Genomic DNA, 23074 nt, shown 5'->3' on the forward strand with positions numbered 1-23074 from the left:
TTTACGTCTTTGCGAGTAATTTTACCGCTTATAACTTAGAGCGTCTTGTTTTTTTAAAACCCACGTTTCTTTAGCCAAGCACTCAATACTTCATTGAACTCTTCAGGGTGCTCCATCATAGCTGCATGTCCGCATTTGTCTATCCAGAATAATTCAGAATCAGGTAATAATTCGTGAAACTCTTCAGCAACTTCAGGAGGTGTAACGTTATCATTTTTACCCCAAATGATACAGATAGGTGTGGTCATATTAGGTAAATCCTTTGCCATATTGTGCCTAATTGCACTTTTAGCAATCGCTAGGGTTTTTATAAGTTTGTTACGGTTGTTTACGGTTTCATAAACTTCATCAACAATCTCTTTGGTTGCTACTGCAGGATCATAAAATACTTCTTGAGCTTTCTTTTTCATCACTTCGTAATCACTACGTTTTGTGTAGCCACCTCCCATGGCACTTTCATAAAGTCCTGAGCTTCCTGTGATAATAAGTGCTTTTATTTTTTCTGGATATAACTTGGTGTGATATAAACCAATATGTCCACCAAGAGAATTTCCTAATAATATAACATCCTCTAAGCCCTTAAATTCAATAAAATCCTTAAGGTAATTAGCGAAGCTTTTTACATTAGTTTTTAATAAGGCCATGGTGTAAATAGGTAGTTCAGGTATGATCACCTTGTAGCCTATAGAACTAAAATGTTTAGTCACGCCGTCAAAGTTACTGAGCCCTCCCATTAAGCCGTGCAACACTATAATTGGTGTGCCTTCGCCTACTTCAATATACCTAAAATCCTTTTCTTTTTTTAAAAGGTGTGTCATTTACAAGATAGTGCTTATGTATTAGAAACAAATATAACTAAATCCTTTAGAATATAAATAATATGGGGAAAATATCGAGTTATTTTATCACATGGGTACTGAGTTTTAAGTGCTTAATATTTCCCACTTTTATAATGATATGTTAGCGCATGAATTCATTGACTTTGAAATAGTTTGATAGGGATTTAAATGAAAACTTATCAACAAATGTGGTAAGTTGTGGTAAAAAGTGGTGAATTTTTCAATATCTTTGAATCTTAATCGTTAAAGTAGTCAACGAAACCTTTTGAATTCATTTATAGGAACATACGAATGTAAAGCAGACGCCAAAGGAAGGCTAATGATACCTGCTGTGCTTAAAAAGCAGCTGTCGTCGGCTTTGCAAGATGGCTTTGTGCTGAAAAGAGCAGTGTTTCAGCCCTGTTTAGAATTGTATCCAATGTCTGAATGGAATAAAATGATGGAGAAGGTTAATAAGTTGAACCGCTTTAAGAAAAAGAATAATGATTTTATAAGACGTTTTACAGCTGGAGTTAAGATTGTGGAAGTAGATAGCGCTGGTCGTTTACTAATTCCGAAAGATTTAATCAGTTTTTCTGGTATTTCTAAACAAGTGGTTTTAGCCTCTGCAGTAAATATTCTTGAAATCTGGGATAAAGATAAATACGAACAAGCCATTGATGATGCGGCTTCAGATTTTGCAGATTTGGCCGAGGAAGTCATGGGGCAAGACGATGACGACAATGGAATATCATAATGCAGTATTACTAAAGGAAACCGTAGATGGTTTAGCGATTAAGCCAGATGGTGTCTATGTAGATGTCACTTTTGGTGGTGGTGGTCATAGTCGTGAGATTTTATCAAGATTGGGGCCTAATGGAAAACTATATGCTTTTGATCAAGATAAAGATGCGTTAGAGAACGCTATCGAAGATGAGCGATTTGTGCTAATTAATGAGAATTTCAGATTCGTAAAACGCTTCCTGAGATTTTATGGCGTAAAAGAAGTTGATGGTGTTTTGGCTGATTTTGGCGTGTCTTCGCATCAATTTGATGTTGCTGAGCGTGGTTTTTCAACGCGTTTTGAAGCAGATTTAGATATGCGAATGAATCAAGAGAGTAAGTTATCTGCCTTTGAAGTGGTTAATGAATATACCGAAGAGCAGTTGCGAGCGGTTCTGTTTCAATATGGTGAGTTGCGTCAAGCGCCAGCCATGGCAAGAGTAATTGTTAGCGCACGTAAAGATGGGGAGATTAAAACAAGCGAACAATTAAAAACGGTCTTAAAACAATTTTTAAATCATCAGAAAGAGAATAAAGTTTTAGCGCAAATATATCAAGCAATACGAATTGAAGTTAATCAAGAAATTGAAGTATTAAAAGAGTTACTGCTTCAAATGCCCGAAATTTTAAAAGAGGATGGGCGCTTAAGTTTTATATCCTATCATTCTTTAGAAGATAGATTGGTAAAACGATTTATTAGAAATGGCTTGTTTGAGGGGGAGCCTGTTAGAGATGTGTTTGGGAATTTTGAAGTGCCTTTGAAAAAAGTGGGTGGTTTGATAATTCCTTCAAAAGAAGAGATAAAAGTAAATAATAGAGCGCGGAGTGCGAAACTTCGGGTCGCAACAAAAGCTTAGGTTTTAAAAACCTCAAGAGTTTTAATTAAGATATAGTAAAGCGGGAACATAGAAAATCAATTCTGTTGTCGTGCCAAAATAAAAAGAGGTTCCTGCTTTAGCGGGAAGAAACATGAAAAAAAACATATACAGCATATTAAGGGGTAAGTTTTTGATTAGTGATGATTCGTTTAAAAATTGGCGTTTCATCATTCTCATTTCATTTTTGGCCATTATAATGATTGCGAGTTCGCACAGTGCGGACCAAAAGGTTTATGAAATTGCAAAGTTGACCAATGAAGTAAAAGAGTTGCGGTCAGCTTTTGTAGATAAACGGGGTCAGCTAATGCAGCTCAAAAAAGAGTCTTTTGTAGAGGCAGAAATGAAAGAGAAAGGTATTGGGATTTCCTTAAACCCACCAACAAAAATAATAGTAAAATCGCAACGGCAAGAACAATAGACTTTGGCAATAACAGAAAAAAACATATTAAACAGATTGTACTTCGTCGCAGGCTGCATGTTTGTGTTTGCCTTGGCTGTGGTGTTCAAGTTGGTGAGCATTCAGTTTGTTCAAGGTGATAAATACAGGGCGCTTGCAGATAAGCGTACGGTGAAGGATTTTGATATTCCTGCGAATCGTGGAAATGTATATTCTGCTGATGGTAGTTTATTGGCGACGTCTATTCCTAAATACGATATCAGAATCGATGCGATTCAGGCCAAAGATGCTACATTCGAAAAGTACATCAATGACTTAGCGGATTCGCTTCATGTTTATAAAGGAAAGCCAGCATCTTACTATAAGAATGTAATTCGCAGAGCGAGAAAAAATAAAAACAGATACTTTTTGCTTGCTCGAAATATTAGCTATTCCGATTATATCAGAATGCGAAATTTTCCTTTGCTTAATCTTGGTGCTATTAAAGGCGGTTTAATTGTAGAGCAAACTACGAGGCGCGAACATCCAATGGGTGGAATTGCTGAGCGTACCATCGGTTACGAAAGGCAAGATGAAGATGGTAATTTTACAAGACCAGGAATTGATGGTGCTTTCGGTGTAAAATATTTGCAAGGAACCAACGGTAAACGTCGTAAACAACGCATAGGTAATGGGCAGTGGAAACCAATTACGGATTTTGACCAAGTAGAGCCTAAAGACGGTTATGATGTGTACACTACAATCGATGTTAACATACAAGATATAGCACATCATTCTTTGTTGAAACAGTTAGAGATTTACCAAGCGGATCATGGCTGTGTTGTAGTGATGGATGTGAAAACAGGGGAAATCAAAGCGATTTCAAACCTAGGGAGAAATAAAAAAGGCCATTATTATGAGCGTTTAAATTATGCTGTCGGCGAAAGTCATGAGCCAGGTTCTACGTTCAAGGTCATGGCGTTAATGGCAGCTTTAGAAGATAAAGTAATAGATACATCAACTGTGGTTGATACTAAAAAAGGACGTAAACGTTTTTACGGTCGTGATATCACAGATTCAGGTAATGGGTTTGGTGAGATATCAGCAGCAAGAGCTTTGGAGGTGTCTTCTAATATTGGTTTAGCGACAATTATTGATGAACATTATTCAAAACAACCAGAGAAATTTTTAACTCGATTACAGGCCTGGGGGCTCAATAAAACTTTAGGTGTTGCTATAATTGGAGAAGGAAAACCAGATATCCCAAAACCAGGAGCAGTTAACTGGAGTAGAAATGCGTTGCCATCTATGGCTTACGGCTATAACCTTAGAATGACGCCCTTGCAAACCTTGGCATTTTATAATGCGATTGCTAATGATGGTGAATTGATAAAGCCTCGTTTTTTAAAATCGGTAAAGTCGTTTGATAAAGATATTGAGGTTTTTGAGAAAGAGGTGTTGGTAGAAAAAATTTGTTCTAATCAAACTTTAAATGAGATTCAAGATATCCTAAAGAATGTGGTTATTCGTGGTACAGGTCAGCGTATGTATTCCGAAACATTTTCTATGGCTGGGAAAACAGGAACCGCTAGAACGGATTATGCTAATGCTGAAGAATGGAGAAAAGATAGAAAATATGTGTCTTCATTCGCAGGGTATTTCCCTGCGGATAATCCAAAATATTCGTGTATTGTGGTGATTCATAAACCAAGTACAAAAGTAGGTTATTATGGTGCTGATGTTACTGGGCCAGTGTTTAAGCGCATTGCTCAAAAAATTTATACGGATACACCAATTATTGATGAGATTGAGGAATTAGATTTCAATACCAAATTAGTAAATGAAGATTTTGAAAGTTATTTCGTTAATGCTCAAAAATATAAAACCTTAATGCCAAGTGTTGTGGGAATGCCTGCAATGGATGCCATTGCCTTGTTAGAGAACTTACAAATCGATATAAAAGTAAGATTGACAGGTAGTGGTGTTGTAAAAAAACAATCGATAGCGAAGCATCAAAAATTACAAACAAATCAAACGATAATTTTAGAAGCCTCATGATGGTATTAAAAGACATATTATATAAGGTTACCATTAATGCTGTAGTTGGAAGTACAAGTATAACGGTTGGGAAAATTGAGTTTGATTCGCGTCAAATTCAAACCAATGATGTATTTGTAGCTATTGCGGGAACAATTACAGATGGTCATCAATATATTGAAAAAGCAATTAAGGATGGAGCAACTGCTATTATTTGTGAGGTGCTTCCAGAATCTTTAGAGGATGGTGTTACTTATGTTAAGGTGGCAAATTCTAATCAGGCTTTGGCTTTTATGGCTAATAATTTTTACGGACAGCCTTCAGAAAACTTAAAGTTGGTTGGTGTTACGGGAACCAACGGGAAAACAACCGTAACCAGTTTGCTGTATCAATTGTTTAAGAAGGCAGGTTTTAAAGTTGGACTGATTTCTACTGTAAATATTATGGTAGATAATACGATGTATAAGACCATGCATACTACGCCAGATTCGTTGACTATCAATAAGTATTTGCAAATGATGAGTGATGAAGGTGTAGAGTTTTGCTTTATGGAAGTGAGTTCGCATGGTATTCATCAAAGTAGGACGGAAGGTCTAAAGTTTGCGGGTGGTATTTTTACAAACCTCTCACACGACCATTTAGATTATCATAAAACGTTTGCAGAATATAGAGATGTTAAGAAAACGTTTTTTGACCAATTGCCAAAAGATGCCTTTGCACTGTCTAATATAGATGATAAAAATGGTTTGGTGATGTTTCAGAATACTGCGGCTAAGAAATATACCTACGCGTTAAAAAACTATGCGGATTATAGAGCGCAAATTCTAGAAAATGAATTAAATGGTTTGTTGTTGAAGTTAAATGACAATGAATTATGGACGCGTTTGATAGGGAGCTTTAATGCTTACAATATTTTGGCAATCTACGGAACGGCGAAACTATTAGGTTTAGATAAAGTTGAAGTTTTAAGGTTAATAAGTGAGCTTGAAACTGTAGCGGGACGCTTTCAGCATTTTATTTCAGAAGGAAAAATTACAGCGATTGTAGATTACGCACACACCCCAGATGCTTTGAAAAATGTATTAGAAACCATCAATGATATTAGAACCAAAAATGAAGCGCTGATAACCGTTGTTGGTTGTGGCGGTAATAGAGATAAAACGAAGCGGCCAAAAATGGCACATATTGCTTCGGCATTGAGTACAAAGGTGATTATAACAAGTGATAATCCTAGAAACGAAGTGCCTGAAACAATTATTGAAGAGATGGAAAAAGGGGTTGAACCTCAAAATTTCAAAAAAACGTTATCCATTACAGATAGGAAACAAGCCATAAAAACGGCCTGTCAAATGGCAGGGCCAAATGATATTATTCTGATAGCAGGAAAAGGTCATGAAACATACCAAGAAATTAAAGGGGAACGCTTTGATTTTGATGATTATAAAATCGTTCAAGACTATTTAAAACAATTGCAGAAATAAATAAAATTTTCCTGTGTGGTTTTCTAAACCTACAGGTATGAAATAAAGTATAACAAGAAGATGCTGTATTACCTATTTGAATATTTAGAGCAAGAGTTCCAATTCCCTGGAGCCTCACTTTTTGGGTTTATAACCTTTAGAGCTGCTGTGGCTATTATATTGTCATTGTTGATTTCTACGATTTTCGGGAAGCGTATTATCAAATTTTTGCAAAAACAACAGGTTGGTGAAACCATTCGTGATTTAGGTTTAGACGGGCAAGTTGAAAAAGCTGGAACACCTACAATGGGTGGTGTTATTATTATTCTAGCGACACTTATTCCGGTATTGTTATTGGCAAAACTCGAAAATATTTACATCATTCTTTTAATTGTAACCACGCTGTGGATGGGAACCATTGGGTTTATTGATGATTATATCAAGAAATTCAAAAATGATAAAGAAGGTTTAAAAGGAAAGTTTAAAGTGCTAGGGCAAGTTGGTTTGGGTATTATCGTTGGGGCAACATTGTTCTTTCATAACGATGTTACCATAAAAGAAAAACTGCCAATAGCACAGCAAAATGAATTACGAGCTGAAAATCCAGATGTACAAGCAACAAAACTCTTTAAAGCTGAAGAAAAATCAACTAAAACCACCATTCCATTTGTAAAGGATAATGAGTTTGATTATTCAGATTTAATCACTTGGATAAGTCCTGATTTAGAAAAATACGCTTGGTTAGTTTTTATCCTCATCACCATTTTTATTATCACGGCAGTGTCCAATGGTGCAAATTTAACCGATGGTATTGATGGGCTCGCCGCAGGGACATCTGCTATAATTGTATTGACCTTAGGGATTTTTGCTTGGGTGTCTAGTAATATTGTTTTTTCAGAATACTTAGATATCATGTATATCCCAAGAGCGGAAGAAATCACAATTTATATCGCAGCTTTTGTTGGTGCTTTAGTTGGTTTTCTGTGGTATAACACATTTCCAGCGCAAGTATTTATGGGGGATACAGGCAGTTTAACTATTGGTGGAATTATAGCAGTTATAGCTATTGCTGTGAGAAAAGAGTGGCTAATTCCTGTGTTGTGCGGAATTTTCCTTGCAGAGAATTTGTCAGTGGTATTACAGGTGAGCTACTTTAAATACACAAGAAAGAAGTTTGGTGTAGGAAAACGGATTTTTAAAATGTCGCCGCTGCATCACCATTATCAAAAATCAGGATATCATGAAAGTAAGATTGTAACTCGTTTCTGGATTGTGGGGATTATGCTAGCGATACTAACTATTGTAACTCTGAAAATACGATAGCGTTATAATCCTTGCAAGGTTTCAAGAATCTTGTAGGTCTATAAAATAAAATGAAAAAAGAAAGACTAGTCATATTGGGAGGTGGAGAAAGCGGTGTAGGAACAGCGCTTTTAGGGAAAGCAAAAGGGTATGAGGTTTTTGTATCAGATAAAGGAAAGATTAAACAGAAATATAAAGACGTTCTTTTAAATAATGAGATTGAATTTGAAGATGAAAAACATACGGAATCAAAAATTCTGAATGCAGACATCGTCATGAAAAGTCCTGGTATTCCAGATAAAGTGGCTTTGGTTCAGCAAATCCGTGAGGCTGGAATCCAAGTAGTTTCTGAGATTGAATTTGCCTCCAAATTTACAGATGCAACTATTGTTGCGATTACCGGAAGTAATGGTAAAACAACAACAGCGACACTAGCACACCATATTTTAAAACAAGAATTAGATGTTGGATTAGCTGGAAATATTGGAGATAGTTTTGCGAAGCAAATTTTAGAGCAAAACCATGATAATTATGTGTTGGAAATTAGCAGTTTTCAATTAGATGATATCATCGATTTTAAACCAAAAATTGCGGTGCTTACTAATATTACACCAGACCATTTAGACCGATACGATTATAAGTTTGAAAACTATATCGCTTCAAAATTTAGAGTGGTAGAAAACCAAAATGAAGACGATTATTTCATTTATGATGCAGACGATGAGGTTATTGCTGATTATATGAAAACACACCAAATTCAATCCAAAAAATTGCCTTTTTCTTTAACCAAAGTGGTTGAGCAAGGGGCTTATTTAGATAATAATAAGATAATAATAACAATAGATAACAACCAAATAACTATGTCAGCAAATAATTTAGCATTAGAAGGAAAGCACAATGTGAAGAATGCTATGGCGGCTTCAACTGTGTCTCAGTTACTCAAAATAAGAAAGCAAACGATTCGTGAGAGTTTAGAGAATTTTCAAGGTGTAGAACATCGTTTAGAAAATGTATTGAAAATCAATAAAGTTCAGTACATCAATGATTCTAAGGCGACCAATGTAAATGCAACTTACTTCGCATTAGAAAGTATGGATGCACCAACCGTTTGGATTGTTGGTGGTGTAGATAAAGGGAATGAATACCGCGAGCTATTTCCATTTGTAAACGAAAAAGTAAAAGCAATCATTTGTTTAGGTGTAGATAACGCTAAGCTCATGGAGTCATTTGGAAAAATGGTCGACGTAATTGTTGAAACCCAATATATGGCAGAAGCTGTTAAAATAGCTTACAAATTAGCTGATGCTGGCGACAATGTATTGTTGTCACCTGCTTGTGCGAGTTTCGATTTATTCGAAAACTATGAAGAGAGAGGGCGCCAGTTTAAGAATGCCGTAAGAAATTTATAAAAACGATTAAAGATGAATTAGGGACTCATCTATAAAGGTTAAGCATGCATAATATATTCAAACAAATAAAAGGAGATAAAGCCATTTGGGCAATAGTTGCGCTATTGGCTCTGTTTTCGTTTATGCCTGTTTATAGTGCTGCAAGTAATCTAGCAAATAGTGCTAATACCAACACGTTTTCCTTCTTTATAAAGCATTTTATGCATCTTTTTTTGGGCTTTGTTATTATGTTTGGTGTCCATAAAATGCCTTATAAATATTTTCGTGGTTTGTCCATGATTATGATTCCTATTGTTTTTGTCTTGTTGTTGGTAACTATGCTTCAAGGAACAACGATAGATGGTGCAAACGCGAGTCGTTGGATTCAGATACCTATTGTTAATATGTCCTTTCAAACGTCAACCTTAGCTTCTGTGGTTTTAATGGTGTATGTAGCGCGTTATTTGTCTAAAATAAAAGATAAAACGGTAAAGTTTAAAGAGACAATTTTGCCACTTTGGATACCGGTTTTTTTAATTCTAATCCTTATTCTTCCAGCAAATTTCTCAACTACAGCAATCATTTTTACTATGATCATGATGTTGGCATTTATAGGAGGTTATCCGCTAAAATATCTTAGTTTAATGATATTAAGTGGTATTGCAGCCTTAGCGATTTTTGTTTTGGTGGCAAAAGCATTTCCAGAAGCAATGCCAAATAGGGTAGATACGTGGATGAGTCGTATAGAGAATTTTGCCAATGGTGAAGATACCGAAGCCGATTATCAAATCGAAAAAGCTAAAATTGCTATTGCTACCGGACTCACACCATTGGGGCCTGGTAAAAGTATTCAGAAGAACTTTTTGCCACAGTCGTCATCAGATTTTATTTTTGCAATTATTATAGAAGAGTACGGTTTGTATGGTGGTATATTTTTATTGGTGCTATACATGTGGTTGTTGTTTAGAATTGTTATTGTGAGTCATAAATCAGATACCATATTCGGAAAATTATTGGTCTTGGGTGTTGGTTTGCCAATCGTATTTCAGGCACTTATAAATATGGCAGTTGCCGTTGAGCTGTTTCCTGTCACTGGTCAAACGCTGCCACTTATTAGTAGTGGAGGAACCTCTATTTGGATGACCTGTTTAGCGATAGGAATTATACTCAGTGTAAGTGCCAAGCGCGAAGAATTAAAGGAAAAAGAAGATGCAGAAGATAATCCGTTATCGGTTTTGAGTGAAGCGATTTAAGTTATAAGTGCCTGAAGTTTTTCAGTACTTAAAGTTGAAAAAAATAATAAAAATATCACATTGAGCGCGATTGAAGTGTTGGTGAAATAAAATAGAAAGTTTAAAAATTTGAAGCCATATAAATTCATATTATCAGGAGGAGGTACAGGAGGACATATTTATCCTGCTGTTGCGATTGCCGACGAATTAAAGTCGCGCTATCCAGATGCCGAATTCTTGTTTGTAGGTGCCTCTGACCGTATGGAAATGGAAAAGGTGCCGCAAGCGGGTTATAAAATTGAAGGCTTATGGATTTCTGGAATCCAACGTAAATTAACCTTAAAAAATCTTGCATTTCCATTTAAGTTAATCAGTAGTTTATGGCGTGCTAGGAAAATAATAAAAACTTTTAGACCCGATGCTGTGGTTGGCACTGGTGGATTTGCAAGCGGGCCACTATTGCAAATGGCTGCATCAAAAGGGATTCCGAGTTTAATACAAGAGCAAAACTCCTTTCCTGGAATTACCAATAAATTACTAGCAAAAAAAGTAAATACCATTTGTGTCGCTTATGAAGGTTTGGAGAAGTTTTTTCCGAAAGAGAAAATTAAATTAACCGGAAACCCAATCCGTAAGGATTTGTTGCAAGTAAAGCAAAAACAAGTTGAAGGTCAAAAGGCTTTTAAGTTGGATGATAGCAAACAATCTCTTTTAGTTTTAGGGGGGAGTTTAGGAGCGAGACGAATTAATCAATTAATTGAAGCTAACATCGCGTTTTTTGAAGCTCAAGATATTCAGGTGATTTGGCAATGTGGAAAATTGTATTACGACCAGTATAAACAATATAACGCCTCTAAAAATGTGCAAGTTTATGCTTTTCTTAACGAAATGGATTTGGCTTATGCCGCTTCAAATGTTATTATTTCCCGAGCTGGAGCAATTTCAGTTTCAGAATTATGTATTGTAGGAAAACCTGTGGTTTTTATTCCGTCTCCAAATGTGGCAGAAGACCATCAGACTAAAAACGCAAAATCTGTTGCCGATAAAAATGCAGCGATTTTAATAAGAGAAAAAGACTTAGAAGCTGATTTTCAAAACGAATTTTCAGAATTGGTTTCTAATAAAAATAAGCAAAACGAATTAAGTAAAAATATTGAAGCTTTAGCCTTATTTAATGCAACCAACGCGATTGTTGATGAGGTTGAAAAATTATTAAAAAAGTAAATGAATTTCGATAAGTTACATAACGTTTATTTCATCGGCATCGGAGGCATCGGAATGAGTGCAATTGCGCGCTATTTTGTTGCTAATGGTAAGCAGGTGGCTGGTTATGATAAAACGCCAACTGAAATCACTAGTTCGCTTGAAGATTTAGGGATTGATATTCATTTTGAAGATAATATTAAAGCTGTTTCTAATGCGTTTCTAAATCCTGAGAATACGCTTGTTGTATATACCCCTGCGATTCCTAAGCGCCATTCGGAATACGACTATTTTAAAGCTCATAATTTTAAAGTTTTAAAACGTTCTGAAGCTTTAGGTGAAATCACAAAACAGAGCGTTTGCCTAGCGGTTGCCGGGACACACGGAAAAACGACAACAACGAGTATTTTAGGACACTTATTGAAGGCGTGTAATGTGCCTGTAACGGCATTTTTAGGCGGAATTAGCGAGAATTATAATTCAAATTTAATTTTAAACGGCACCGAAGTTACCGTTGTAGAGGCCGATGAATTTGACCGTTCGTTTTTAACGTTATCGCCAGATTTAGCTTGTATAACATCAATGGATGCAGATCATTTAGATATTTATGGTAATGCAGAAGAACTCATTAAAACTTTTAGAGACTTTACAGAATGTATAGAGCCAAATGGAACATTATTCGTTAAGAATGGATTGCCCTTAAAAGGGATTACCTATGGTATTGAAGATGATTCAGATTACTGTGCTCAAAATATCGCTATAGAAGACGGCTGTTATGTTTTTGATATAAAAACGCCAACGGGTACTTATAAAAATTTCAAGTTTAGTTTGCCAGGACGACACAATTTATCAAATGCGGTTATTGCATTAGCAATGGCAGCTGAGCATGGTTGTGCTTATAATGAACTCGCTAAAGCATTAGCATCATACAAGGGGGTAAAACGTAGATTTACATATCAGATTAAAACCGAAGATTTTGTGTTTATAGATGATTATGCACATCATCCTGAAGAAATCAAAGCCGTTTATCAGGCGGTTAGAGAAATGTATCCTGATAAAAAAGTATTGGCTGTTTTTCAACCACACTTGTTCAGTAGAACACAAGATTTTGCAGATGAATTTGCAGAAAGTTTGTCTAAATTCGACGAATTATTGCTTTTAGATATTTATCCCGCTAGAGAATTACCAATTGAAGGCGTAACGTCAAAATGGTTATTGGACAAGGTGAAAAACCCAAATAAAAAATTAATTAAAAAGTCACATTTAATTGATGAAATAAAAACATCTAATGCTCAAATTGTATTAACGATTGGAGCAGGCGATATTGGAGCAGAAGTAAAACACATTAAAGAAGCGTTTTATGTCGAAAATTAATTATAACTACATAAAAGTGATTGGGTTAATTATTTTGGTGGGCTTCTTATTTGCGTTTTCCAATGAAAGAAATAAGCATCGAATTGTAGGTGAGCCTGACATCAAATTTTTAGGTGAAAACAAATTATTTATCACAGATGCTAATGTTAGTAAATTGTTAATACAAAACCTAGAGCCTGTTTCGGAGCAACCCAAAGATATTATAGATTTGAATAAATTAGAATCTGCCCTAAATTCTAATCCAATGATAAAGCAAGCGGAAGTGTTTATGTCAGTAAACGGAAGGCTTTCGGCTGAAATTGAACAAAAAAGACCTATTGCAAGAGTTAACACAAATGCCTCGTATTATGTAGATGATGAAGGTGGGTTTATGCCTTTGTCCTATAATTACGCAGCAAGAGTTCCGCTCATTACAGGAAATATAGATAAAAATAAGCTTCAAACAGTTTTTGAATTTGCAAAAATTGTAGATGAAGATGATTTTTTAAAAAAGCATATCATTGAGATTCATCAGAACGATGACAATACCATTGATTTTAGAATTCGAAAAAGTGATTTTACGGTTCATTTAGGAACCTTAAATCAACTCGAAAAAAAGATAAACAATTTTAAGGCTTTTTATCAAAAAGCCTATAAAGACCAAATATTAGACCACTATACTATGGTGAATCTAAAATTTGATAAACAAGTTATTTGCACCAAAAAGTAAGCTATGGACAAACAAAACATTTCAGTAGGTCTAGATATAGGAACCACAAAAATTGTGGCCATGATTGGTCGTAAAAACGACTATGGTAAAGTTGAAATCTTAGGCTTAGGTAAGGCTAAGAGTATGGGGGTGCATCGTGGTGTAGTTAATAATATTACACAAACAATTCAGTCTATTCAACAAGCTGTTCAAGAAGCTGAAGCTGCGGCATCAGAAAAGATTGAAGATGTTACTGTTGGTATTGCTGGTCAGCATATTCGTAGTTTACAACATAGCGATTATATTACACGACCAAATTCTGAGATTGTTATTGATGAAGAGGATATAGACCGCTTAATTAATCAAGTGCATAAGTTAGTAATGCTTCCTGGAGAAGAAATTATTCATGTACTGCCACAAGAATTTAAAATTGATGGTCAGGCTGAAATTAAAGAACCTATCGGCATGTATGGCGGACGACTCGAAGCCAATTTTCATGTGGTTGTCGGTCAGGTGTCTTCAATTAGAAATGTGGGACGCTGTATTCAAAGTGCAGGTTTAAATTTAGAAGGCATTACTTTAGAACCATTGGCTTCCGCAAATGCGGTTTTAAGTACTGAAGAAAAAGAAGCTGGTGTTGCACTTATTGATATAGGTGGTGGAACCACAGATTTAGCGGTTTTTAAAGATGGAATTATTCGTCATACCGCAGTTATTCCTTTTGGAGGTGGTGTCATTACTGAAGATATAAAAGAAGGTTGTTCAATTATTGAAAAACAAGCCGAACTGTTAAAAGTAAAGTTTGGTTCGGCATGGCCAGGTGAAAACAAGGATAATGAAATTGTGTCTATTCCAGGATTAAGAGGACGAGAACCAAAGGAAATTACCTTAAAGAATTTGTCTAAAATCATTCACGCTAGAGTGGTGGAAATTATAGAACAAGTTTATGTTGAGATAAAAAATTACGGTCACGAAGAGCAAAAGAAAAAGCTGATAGGAGGTATTGTATTAACCGGAGGTGGTGCACAATTAAAGCATTTAAAGCAGTTAGTAGAATATATCACAGGTATGGATACCAGAATAGGCTATCCTAATGAGCATTTAGCAGGAGATAGCGATGATGATATTGCTAGTCCATTATTTGCAACAGCAGTTGGTCTGGTAATGGATGGTTTAAAACGTCAAGAACGTAAAAAGGCCGAAGCGATTGAAGAGGAATTGATAGAAGAAGTTGAAGAAGAAGTTTTGCCAGAAGAAGAAATAGAAGCTAAAACAGAACCGGTAAAAGAGCGCCGTTCGTTTTTAGATAAATTAACGGAGCGTGTAAAAGAGTTTTTGGATAATGCAGAATAATTTTGGTAACGGTAATGTAAAACTTATCGTTAGATATAAATTCAAATTATCTAAAGTATAAATTAAATAGAATAATAGTAGGGGCAACGTAAGGGTTGTCCAAAACCCATAATTATAATTAATATGAGTAACAGCAACGAATTTGGAAATATTTCATTTGATTTGCCAAAGCATCAATCAAACGTCATCAAGGTAATTGGTGTAGGGGGAGGTGGTAGCAATGCCATTAATCACATGTTTCACCAAGGTATAAAAGGAGTCGATTTTGTAATATGTAATACCGATTCTCAAGCCCTTCAAAACAGTGGTGTTCCTAACAAAATACAGTTAGGCGTTAATTTAACTGAAGGTTTAGGTGCAGGAGCAAATCCAGATGTTGGAGAAGAAGCAGCCGTAGAAAGCTTAGAAGATATTCGCAGAATGTTAGATACCAATACTAAAATGGTATTTATCACTGCAGGTATGGGTGGAGGAACAGGAACAGGAGCTGCACCAGTCATTGCTAAAATGGCAAAGGAGCTCGATATTCTTACCGTGGGAATTGTAACGATGCCATTTCAGTTTGAAGGTAAAATGCGTAATGCACAAGCCCAAACTGGTATTGAGAAATTGCGTTCTCATGTGGATTCATTAGTGGTGATTAACAATAATAAACTTCGTGAAGTTTATGGAAACCTTGGATTTAAAGCTGGGTTCTCTAAAGCTGATGAGGTATTATCAACAGCTTCGCGAGGTATTGCAGAAGTCATCACACATCACTATACACAGAATATTGATTTACGTGATGCTAAAACAGTATTGAGTAATAGTGGAACTGCAATTATGGGATCTGCAACTGCTTCAGGTCAAACTAGAGCGCAAGAAGCTATTATGAGCGCTTTAGATTCGCCACTACTTAACGATAATAAAATTACAGGAGCTAAAAACGTATTGTTGCTAATCGTTTCAGGTTCTCAAGAAATTACTATTGATGAGATTGGTGAAATTAATGATCATATTCAAACTGAAGCCGGATTCGGAGCCAATATTATTATGGGTGTTGGTGAAGATGAAGAATTACAAGAGTCTATTTCTGTAACGATTATTGCTACGGGTTTTGATTTGGATCAGCAGAATGAAATTTCAAATACAGAAACGAAAAAAGTAGTTCATTCTCTTGAAGATACCAGTACTCAAGAGAAAGAACCAGCGATAATAACACCAGATATTGTTTTAGAAAAGGAAAAAGAAACTCCTGTGGTTCGTCATACTTTGGTCGATGAAGATTTAGAGGAGAATAACGATACGGATTTAATTCCAACTACTGATTTTTTAAAGAAAATGAATGTGGTTTATGATGAAGTATTAGATTCTAAGTCAGATGAAGCAGTTGAGCCAGATGATTTTGTTATTACACCAATAGTGAATAAAGCGGAAAAAATAGAAGAAGCTCCAGAGGAGCAAATTACTTTTTCTTTCGATTTACCATTGGAGACTAAAACGCCTGAGCCGGTTGAAGAACCAAAAGCCGAAGAGCCAAAAATGTTTTTTAGTTTAGAGGAGGATGTTAAGGATATTGATGTGAATGAACCTGTAGAGATTATTTCAAAAACTGAAATCAACGAACAAGGTGAAAAGCGTTATGTATTAGATGATTTTGAGACATTTCAATCTTCAATAAATACTAAAAAGGAAAAAACAGAGGTAAAAGAAGAGGTTGTTTTTGAAAAGAAAACAATTGAAAAAGAAGAAACAAAGAAAGTTCCTGAAGATGAGATTGACCCAATGAACAGTCCAATTTCAGATTTATTAGTGGCTCGTGCCGATGAGCGTAGAAGAAAAATGAAAGATTTCAATTATAAATTTAATACCAAAAAAGTTGACGAAATCGAAAAAGAACCTGCTTACAAAAGACAAGGTGTTAATTTAGAGGATGCACAACATTCTTCAGAAACTAAGGCGTCTAGAATGTCTGTGGGTACTGATGAAAATGATGATATTCAGTTGAGAAGTAATAATTCATTTCTTCACGACAACGTCGATTAAATTTAATTTACGATAATTAAACTGTAAAATTTAGCCCAAAAAGTAGCATTACTTTTTGGGCTTTTTGTTTAAAAAAAGCTTGTGCTTTATAACAAAATCTTATGTAGCATAAGCGAAACTTTTACTATCTTCGCACTCCTATAAAAGTACTAGATTATGAGTTTACAAGTGGATGTAATGACTGCAATGAAAGCAGCAATGAAAGAAAAAAACCAAACAGCTTTAGCTGCTTTGAGAGCTGTAAAATCAGAAATATTATTAGCACAAACGGCATCGGGTTCTAAGGAAGAGATTTCAGAGGATGAAGAAATAAAAATCTTATCTAAAATGGTTAAACAGCGCAAGGATAGTGCTGCGATATTTTTAGAGCAAGACCGAAAGGATTTAGCTGAACCAGAAATTGAGCAAGCAGAAATAATAAGTCAGTTTTTGCCAGCACAACTATCTGAAGAAGAAATAACTGTAGAAGTCATGAAAACTATTGCTGCTACTGGTGCAGAAGGTATGAAAGATATGGGTAAAGTAATGGGAATGGTGAGTAAAAGTCTTGCAGGGCAAGCAGACGGAAAAACCATTTCTAATATTGTTAAGGCAAAATTGTCATAAGGCAATATAAAAGGAGATTCCTGCTTTCTCAGGAATTATGGCTGCGTAGTTCAACTGGATAGAATATCAGATTTCGGCTCTGAGGGTTGGGGGTTCGAATCCCTTCGCGGTCACGAATAAATAGTTTCAAAAGAAAAAACGCCAAGCTCGCTTGAGCGTTTTTTTGTTGAAACTATTTTCAAAGCGGAGCTTCAAGGGATGCGCAGCAATCCATTGAGGCTTCGGTTTGTTTTAAAAGATTGTATACTCTAAGCTCGCTTGAGCGTTTTTTTGTTGACACTATTTTCAAAGCGGAGCTTCAAGGGATGCGCAGCAATCCATTGAGGCTTCGATTTGTTTAAAAAGAGTACTACTTTATATAAAATACAGCAATATAGGTTTTGTTTATTTTCTGCGTTTATCCCAGTACACGTAAATACCAAAGGCTATAAGACATGTCATTGAACCCCAAAGTAATCCGGACTTTAGACTGTCAGTACTTTTGCCAATGATAGCAATAAACAGAGTTAATGGTAAAATTCCGATGAGTGTTGCACCAATAAATTTCCAATAGCCCATTTTAAGCATGCCGCCTACAAAACTGATGGCATCGTTTGATAAAAAGGGATTCAAACGGGTGATGATTACAGCCCAAAAACCATATTTTTCAATAAAAGATTCAACTTTATCATTGGTTTTGCTACCTAGCAGTTTAATAATAACAGAGTTGCTGAGATATCTTCCTATAAAATAACCAACACTAGAAGCGCTAAACACAGCTATAAGTACAATAAGACTTCCCCAAATAGGACCATAAGCTAATATCGAAACAACCATAAGCAATACTGATGGAATAATGATTAAAAACATCTGTATGACCATGGCTAAAATTAGAGCTATGGGCCCAAACCATCCAAAATTATCTACCCAGTTTTTTATGCGTTGTTCATCATTACTCGTTAAAACAACCCAGGTATTATTTAAAAATTGCTGCACATCAGATAAAATAAAATAGCTAGCAACAATAACGACGATTAAACCTATTGAAAGGTAAAGCGGCCATTTGTGTTTTGATTTATGAGGTTTGGTTTTTGTCATTGTATTATTTTAATTCTAATATCTGATAGTGAACTTACTATTTTGAGGTATTAGTTACAGTATAATCTTAAAAGTTGATTTTTTTGAGTCGTTCCCATTATAAACAAAAAACATCCCAATCTTTACCGTAAAAGGTAAAAATTAGGATGTGATTTAAAATTTTTTAGAACAGAAGTTTAGTCCCAATAAATAACTGTGGTATTTATTGTGCCATCTTCATTAAAAACGAGCTTATCATCTGCAGGTGTATTATCAATTTCTATTAAGTAATAATTGATAGTGTCAATGACTAATATCTCGGCATCATCTATTGGGCGGTTATCATAATCATTAGAAATAGTAGTAGAAATAGCTTCTGGTACTTCTGAATTAAGGATGTCATATTTGTACTTTATGAGGTTGCCTTCACTATCGTACAGCGCTTCATAGTCTACAAAATCAATTTCAAAATCAACAATGTATTCGTTGTTAAATAATTCGTATTCAACATCTGCAGCATTAGGGAATTGTGCTTCAAATGCTGTTGAAACTTCAGTTGGTACTTGTGACGCGTTAAGGTCATCATCATTGTCATCGTCACTACAAGAGCTAAAACTAAATGCAAAAATGGATAGGGTTAAGAATACTAACTTTTTCATTGTTTTTATTTTTTTTAATTAATGTAATGCAAATGTAATGTTCAATTCTGAAAACAATTGGTAATGCTCGTTTAGTATTTAAAGTTTAAGATATTTTAACGTTTAAGGAAAGTGAATAAAAAATGTGTGCGTGTCGTTAAAATTATAGCTTAGCTTAAGGTTGTATTTTGTAGCGATAGCTTTATTAATGGCAAGACCTAACCCTGAAGATTTTTTATTGTTTCCTACTTTTTTAAACCGTGTAAATAATGTGTTTTCATTTAAGGCTTTAGAAGGCCCAAAATTAGAAATAGCCCATGAATTTGTTTTAAGTTGTATGGTGATTTCTGAATTTGAATGACCGTGAATAATTGCGTTTTTGATAAAATTTGTCAACAAGATGATAGCGAGATCTCTATTTATAATCGTTTTAGGTGTGGCATCGTTTTCGAAATTAATAGTTATATTTTTATGTGCTAATAGGTCTTTAAAATCTTCAAGAATATCTGCGGTTAACAAAGAAAAATCAATCGTTTCTTCATTTAAAAACTGTTTGTTTTCAATTTTAGAAAGTAAAAGTAGTGACTTGTTTAAGCGGGTTAAGCGATTCAAATTGTCTAAAACAGCAGCCAAAGCTTTGGTTTGATTTTCATCTAATGGATTGTTTTCTAAAAATAATTCTAATTTATTAATGCTAATTGCTAAAGGGGTTTGCAGTTCGTGCGATGCATTTTCAATAAAGTGCTTTTGTTCGGTATAACTATCGCTAGACTTCTTAATCAGTTTAGTGATGGTTTTATTTAATAATTCAAACTCATCTATTGTGCTTGGTTTGGTAGTAATTTTATTTTCTTTTTCAATCTTAAAGTTTTTAAGTTGTGCTATAGAATGGTAAAAGGGTTTCCATATTTTTTTTAAGAGAATATTATTCAGTAATAAAATTGAAATGACAAGTAAAATATAGAGTCCTATGAGGTATTGTACTAAATCACCAATAAGGTCGTCCTCTTCAACCATAGAGGTGATAATTTTAATTTTGTAATAGATGTTGTCGTGTTTTAAGGTGCTTTCATAGATTCTGACAGGCTCATAATCATCTTCGTTATACATGTACATTAAGGTGTCGCGATAACTTTCTTTAAAATGTTTATAATCATTTTTAGAGATAGGTTTAAACGCATATACATGTTTATTAAAATCGGTATTTTGTAATATAGACGGATCTTCTTTAGTCCGCTGCATTAATAAGATTTTCTGATTTTCTAAACCATCATCCAAACTGTCATATATTTCGTCTAGCATCGCATAATAAAAAGCAATTGCCCAAAGGGTGATTAAGGGTAATAGCAGTAGCGACAAATATTTTGTGGTATGGTTAAGAAGTTTCATTGAGCGATGTTCAATTTATAGCCAACACCATAAACGGCTTCTACATTTATAGTTGCTTTCTCTAATTTTTTGCGCAGGTTTTTAATTTGTGAGTAAATAAAATCAAAACTATCGGTTTGGTCTATGTGGTCGCCCCAAACGTGTTCTGCTAGTGCAGATTTGGTAACTAAGCGGTTTTTGTTGGTTATTAAATACATTAAAATGGCATACTCTTTTCGGTTGAGCTCCAAAATTTCATTAGCGACTTCTACAACTCTATTTTCAGGATTTATTTTAACGTTACCAATTTCAATTTGGTTGTTACCTTCAAAGTGCAAACGTCGCAGTACTGCTTTTACACGAGCATTTAATTCAGCATTATGAAATGGTTTTGGTAAATAATCGTCAGCGCCTAAGTTAAGCCCTTTTAAGCGGTCGTCTAAAGAATCTTTTGCCGAAACTACAATTACACCATCTGCTTTTCCTTGTGCTTTTATTTGTTTTAAAAGATCTAGTCCGTTGCCATCGGGTAGGGTGATGTCTAGTAAAATGCAATCGTAATCATAAACCCCTAATTTTTCACTAGCTGTTTTAAAGTCGACAGCAGTTTCTATTTGGTAGTGCTCTCGCTCTAGGGTTAGACGCATGTTATCTAGCATTTGAGGTTCGTCTTCTATAATTAAAATTTTCATAATTGTAATTTTCGTTATACAATGATAACTACGGAATCTATAAAGAATTGGGAATCAGTAAAAGGTTGGTCGTTTTATGATTGTAAAATTAACAATCATTTGGTAGATGATTCTTAGTTTAATTCAAAATTATAAATTTACTTTGCATAATACTTACAAAATGTAAATGTTTAAAATACTTATTAATATTGCTTTAATTTTTATTGGCTTAGGCACTTCTGCTTATGCTAATGACTTTGAGTTGTTATCTGGTGATTTTGAACAAACCATTAGCATTGAGACTTCTGGTGATGTTAGTGAGTTATCTGCTTCGCACCATAACTTTTTTGATCTGCAAACTGAAGATTACAGTGTTGTTTCAAATGCAGATAAGGAGCCAGCTCCAGAAAATGAAAACTCGGGGCAACTTTTTAATTGTAACGGTTCTTTTTCTGTCTTAGAAACCAATCAGTATGTTGGTGCAGTACTTATTGCTTGTAGGTATTCTTATTTAAGGAAACTACTTTTTCCGTTCCATTCCTTTTGGTAAAAAATTAGTAAGAAATACATCTAATATTGATGTCTATTAGGGCGATATACGCCTACTAATTTTAACTTTTATTAATTATAGAATTGTTTGCTGTAACTATTATTTGTGGTTTTTTTATAAAAAAATGAAAATAAAAGGACTACTTATAGCATAGAGCAATCAGTTCACCATAAAAAAAATCAAATATCATGGGAACCGGATTATTTATTATTGACGCCATTATTATTGCTATCGTTATTTTACCTTTTGCATTATTTATTAACGGAAGCAAAAAAAGAGAGCGTCAATTACGTAAAGCGCTTCAGTCTGAAGCAACAAAACATAATTGTAACTTATCTAAACTTGAAGTTCATAGCAACTTTGCTATTGGTTTAGATCCAAACGAAAAGAAACTAGTATTCTATAAAAAAGCTGAAAAGGGAGCTTATACAACACTTGTAGATTTAAAAACTGTTGCTGCTTGCAAAGCTTTAAAAATCAATAAACAAGTAAAAAATAAAACAAAACATTACGAGGTAATCGATAAACTGAAATTATCTTTTATTCACCACAATAAAAATAAGGTAACCGATTTAGAACTTTATAATAATGATGATACCATGACGTTAAACAATGAAATTTTGCTGTCCCAAAAGTGGGAAGATGAGGTTAATACGCTTTTAAAAACAATGCGTGAGATTCAGCCAGCTGAGAAACAGGAGCAGTTACGAGTTGCAATTAGCTGATTTTGAATAGTCAAAAAAACAGCCTTTCCTAATTCTTTACAGTTTTTGTATGTTATTTTGGATCAAATCATTAAAACAATAACAATATGAAAATTTTAAAAATAACAGCATTGGCCATTTTTGCAACAGCAATGATGAATGCTCAAGATTTAAGAATGAATGAAGTGCCAACTAACTTGCTAACCAAATTTCAAAACACCTATAAAACCGCTTCAGATGTTGAGTGGGAAATGGAAGGTGTGCGTTATAATGTTGAATTTGAAGTTAACCGAATGGATCATGAAATATGGTACACTAAAGACGGCACAATTGTAAGGTATGAAGCTGAAATTACTAAAAAAGATTTGCCAACAGCGATTTCTTCAGCAATTAAAAGTAATTATGAGGGCTACCAAATTGATAGTATAGAAGTTACTGAAGTGGATCAGAAGAAAACCTATGAAGTAGAACTAGAGAAAGGTTGGACAAAAGAGATGAAAGTTGTCTTTGATGTTAACGGAAAAATTTTAAGTTCTGTAGAAGATTAGATTTTAAAGCGCAAGC

22 protein-coding genes and 1 tRNA gene are annotated in these 23074 nt (G+C 34.7%); 18 read left to right on the top strand and 5 right to left on the bottom strand.

The window, feature by feature from the left end; all coding sequences use genetic code 11:
• Positions 1-53: 53 nt before the first annotated feature.
• On the bottom strand, positions 54-818 hold the full coding sequence (locus tag HM982_RS01930; RefSeq protein ID WP_179351433.1) for an alpha/beta fold hydrolase: 765 nt from the start codon (positions 816-818) through the stop codon (positions 54-56).
• A 286-nt stretch (positions 819-1104) separates the two neighbouring features.
• Here HM982_RS01930 and mraZ point away from each other — a divergent pair, with 286 nt between their 5' ends.
• The 15 genes from mraZ (at position 1105) to HM982_RS02005 (ending at position 17636) form a co-directional block, all read left to right on the top strand.
• Positions 1105-1575, top strand: a complete 471-nt coding sequence (mraZ, locus tag HM982_RS01935; RefSeq protein ID WP_179351434.1) for a division/cell wall cluster transcriptional repressor MraZ — start codon at positions 1105-1107, stop codon at positions 1573-1575.
• Positions 1562-2458 (top strand): 16S rRNA (cytosine(1402)-N(4))-methyltransferase RsmH, encoded by an 897-nt coding sequence (gene rsmH, locus HM982_RS01940; protein WP_179351435.1) that lies wholly within the window; start codon positions 1562-1564, stop codon positions 2456-2458. The genes mraZ and rsmH overlap by 14 nt, the downstream gene beginning before the upstream one ends.
• A 112-nt stretch (positions 2459-2570) precedes the next feature.
• Entirely contained in the window at positions 2571-2897 is a 327-nt protein-coding gene (locus tag HM982_RS01945) for an FtsL-like putative cell division protein (protein ID WP_179351436.1), read from the top strand.
• A 57-nt stretch (positions 2898-2954) separates the two neighbouring features.
• Positions 2955-4913: a penicillin-binding protein gene (locus HM982_RS01950; protein ID WP_179352357.1), complete on the top strand. Its 1959-nt coding sequence runs from the start codon at positions 2955-2957 to the stop codon at positions 4911-4913.
• Entirely contained in the window at positions 4910-6373 is a 1464-nt protein-coding gene (locus HM982_RS01955) for a UDP-N-acetylmuramoyl-L-alanyl-D-glutamate--2,6-diaminopimelate ligase (protein ID WP_179351437.1), read from the top strand. Before HM982_RS01950 ends, HM982_RS01955 begins: the two co-directional genes overlap by 4 nt.
• Before the next feature lie 60 nt (positions 6374-6433).
• Positions 6434-7675, top strand: coding sequence for a phospho-N-acetylmuramoyl-pentapeptide-transferase (gene mraY / locus HM982_RS01960; protein ID WP_179351438.1), 1242 nt, complete (start codon positions 6434-6436; stop codon positions 7673-7675).
• 50 nt (positions 7676-7725) lie between these two features.
• Positions 7726-9063 (top strand): UDP-N-acetylmuramoyl-L-alanine--D-glutamate ligase, encoded by a 1338-nt coding sequence (murD, locus tag HM982_RS01965; protein ID WP_179351439.1) that lies wholly within the window; start codon positions 7726-7728, stop codon positions 9061-9063.
• 44 nt (positions 9064-9107) lie between these two features.
• Complete coding sequence (locus HM982_RS01970; protein WP_179351440.1) at positions 9108-10295, top strand: FtsW/RodA/SpoVE family cell cycle protein; 1188 nt, start codon at positions 9108-9110, stop codon at positions 10293-10295.
• 108 nt (positions 10296-10403) lie between these two features.
• Positions 10404-11498, top strand: coding sequence for an undecaprenyldiphospho-muramoylpentapeptide beta-N-acetylglucosaminyltransferase (murG, locus tag HM982_RS01975; RefSeq protein ID WP_179351441.1), 1095 nt, complete (start codon positions 10404-10406; stop codon positions 11496-11498).
• Positions 11499-12851 (top strand): UDP-N-acetylmuramate--L-alanine ligase, encoded by a 1353-nt coding sequence (gene murC, locus HM982_RS01980; RefSeq protein ID WP_179351442.1) that lies wholly within the window; start codon positions 11499-11501, stop codon positions 12849-12851.
• Complete coding sequence (locus HM982_RS01985; RefSeq protein WP_179351443.1) at positions 12838-13560, top strand: cell division protein FtsQ/DivIB; 723 nt, start codon at positions 12838-12840, stop codon at positions 13558-13560. Before murC ends, HM982_RS01985 begins: the two co-directional genes overlap by 14 nt.
• Positions 13561-13563: 3 nt before the next feature.
• Positions 13564-14892: a cell division protein FtsA gene (gene ftsA, locus HM982_RS01990; RefSeq protein WP_179351444.1), complete on the top strand. Its 1329-nt coding sequence runs from the start codon at positions 13564-13566 to the stop codon at positions 14890-14892.
• Between the two features lie 123 nt (positions 14893-15015).
• Positions 15016-16917, top strand: coding sequence for a cell division protein FtsZ (ftsZ, locus tag HM982_RS01995; RefSeq protein ID WP_179351445.1), 1902 nt, complete (start codon positions 15016-15018; stop codon positions 16915-16917).
• 156 nt (positions 16918-17073) lie between these two features.
• A complete protein-coding gene (locus tag HM982_RS02000; protein ID WP_179351446.1) occupies positions 17074-17523 on the top strand; it encodes a GatB/YqeY domain-containing protein in 450 nt (149 codons plus the stop codon).
• A gap of 39 nt (positions 17524-17562) precedes the next feature.
• Positions 17563-17636, top strand: a tRNA-Arg gene (locus tag HM982_RS02005).
• Positions 17637-17907: 271 nt separating this feature from the next.
• Here the strand turns inward: HM982_RS02005 and HM982_RS02010 are convergent.
• The 4 genes from HM982_RS02010 to HM982_RS02025 all read right to left on the bottom strand — a co-directional run bounded on the left by HM982_RS02010 (position 17908) and on the right by HM982_RS02025 (position 21277).
• On the bottom strand, positions 17908-18600 hold the full coding sequence (locus HM982_RS02010; RefSeq protein ID WP_179351447.1) for a TVP38/TMEM64 family protein: 693 nt from the start codon (positions 18598-18600) through the stop codon (positions 17908-17910).
• Positions 18601-18776: 176 nt separating this feature from the next.
• A complete protein-coding gene (locus HM982_RS02015; protein WP_179351448.1) occupies positions 18777-19238 on the bottom strand; it encodes a PepSY-like domain-containing protein in 462 nt (153 codons plus the stop codon).
• Positions 19239-19340: 102 nt separating this feature from the next.
• Complete coding sequence (locus tag HM982_RS02020) at positions 19341-20606, bottom strand: sensor histidine kinase (RefSeq protein ID WP_179351449.1); 1266 nt, start codon at positions 20604-20606, stop codon at positions 19341-19343.
• Positions 20603-21277, bottom strand: a complete 675-nt coding sequence (locus tag HM982_RS02025; RefSeq protein WP_179351450.1) for a response regulator transcription factor — start codon at positions 21275-21277, stop codon at positions 20603-20605. The genes HM982_RS02020 and HM982_RS02025 overlap by 4 nt, the downstream gene beginning before the upstream one ends.
• Positions 21278-21443: 166 nt before the next feature.
• On the opposite strand from HM982_RS02025, the gene HM982_RS02030 reads away from it, so the two are divergent.
• From HM982_RS02030 to HM982_RS02040, 3 genes are all read left to right on the top strand, one after another.
• Positions 21444-21806 (top strand): hypothetical protein, encoded by a 363-nt coding sequence (locus HM982_RS02030; RefSeq protein WP_179351451.1) that lies wholly within the window; start codon positions 21444-21446, stop codon positions 21804-21806.
• A gap of 188 nt (positions 21807-21994) precedes the next feature.
• Complete coding sequence (locus tag HM982_RS02035) at positions 21995-22531, top strand: hypothetical protein (protein WP_179351452.1); 537 nt, start codon at positions 21995-21997, stop codon at positions 22529-22531.
• Positions 22532-22617: 86 nt separating this feature from the next.
• On the top strand, positions 22618-23058 hold the full coding sequence (locus HM982_RS02040) for a PepSY-like domain-containing protein (protein ID WP_179351453.1): 441 nt from the start codon (positions 22618-22620) through the stop codon (positions 23056-23058).
• Positions 23059-23074: the final 16 nt, after the last annotated feature.

Origin of the sequence: Winogradskyella vidalii (genome assembly GCF_013403955.1) — a bacterium.
GTDB lineage: Bacteria > Bacteroidota > Bacteroidia > Flavobacteriales > Flavobacteriaceae > Winogradskyella > Winogradskyella vidalii.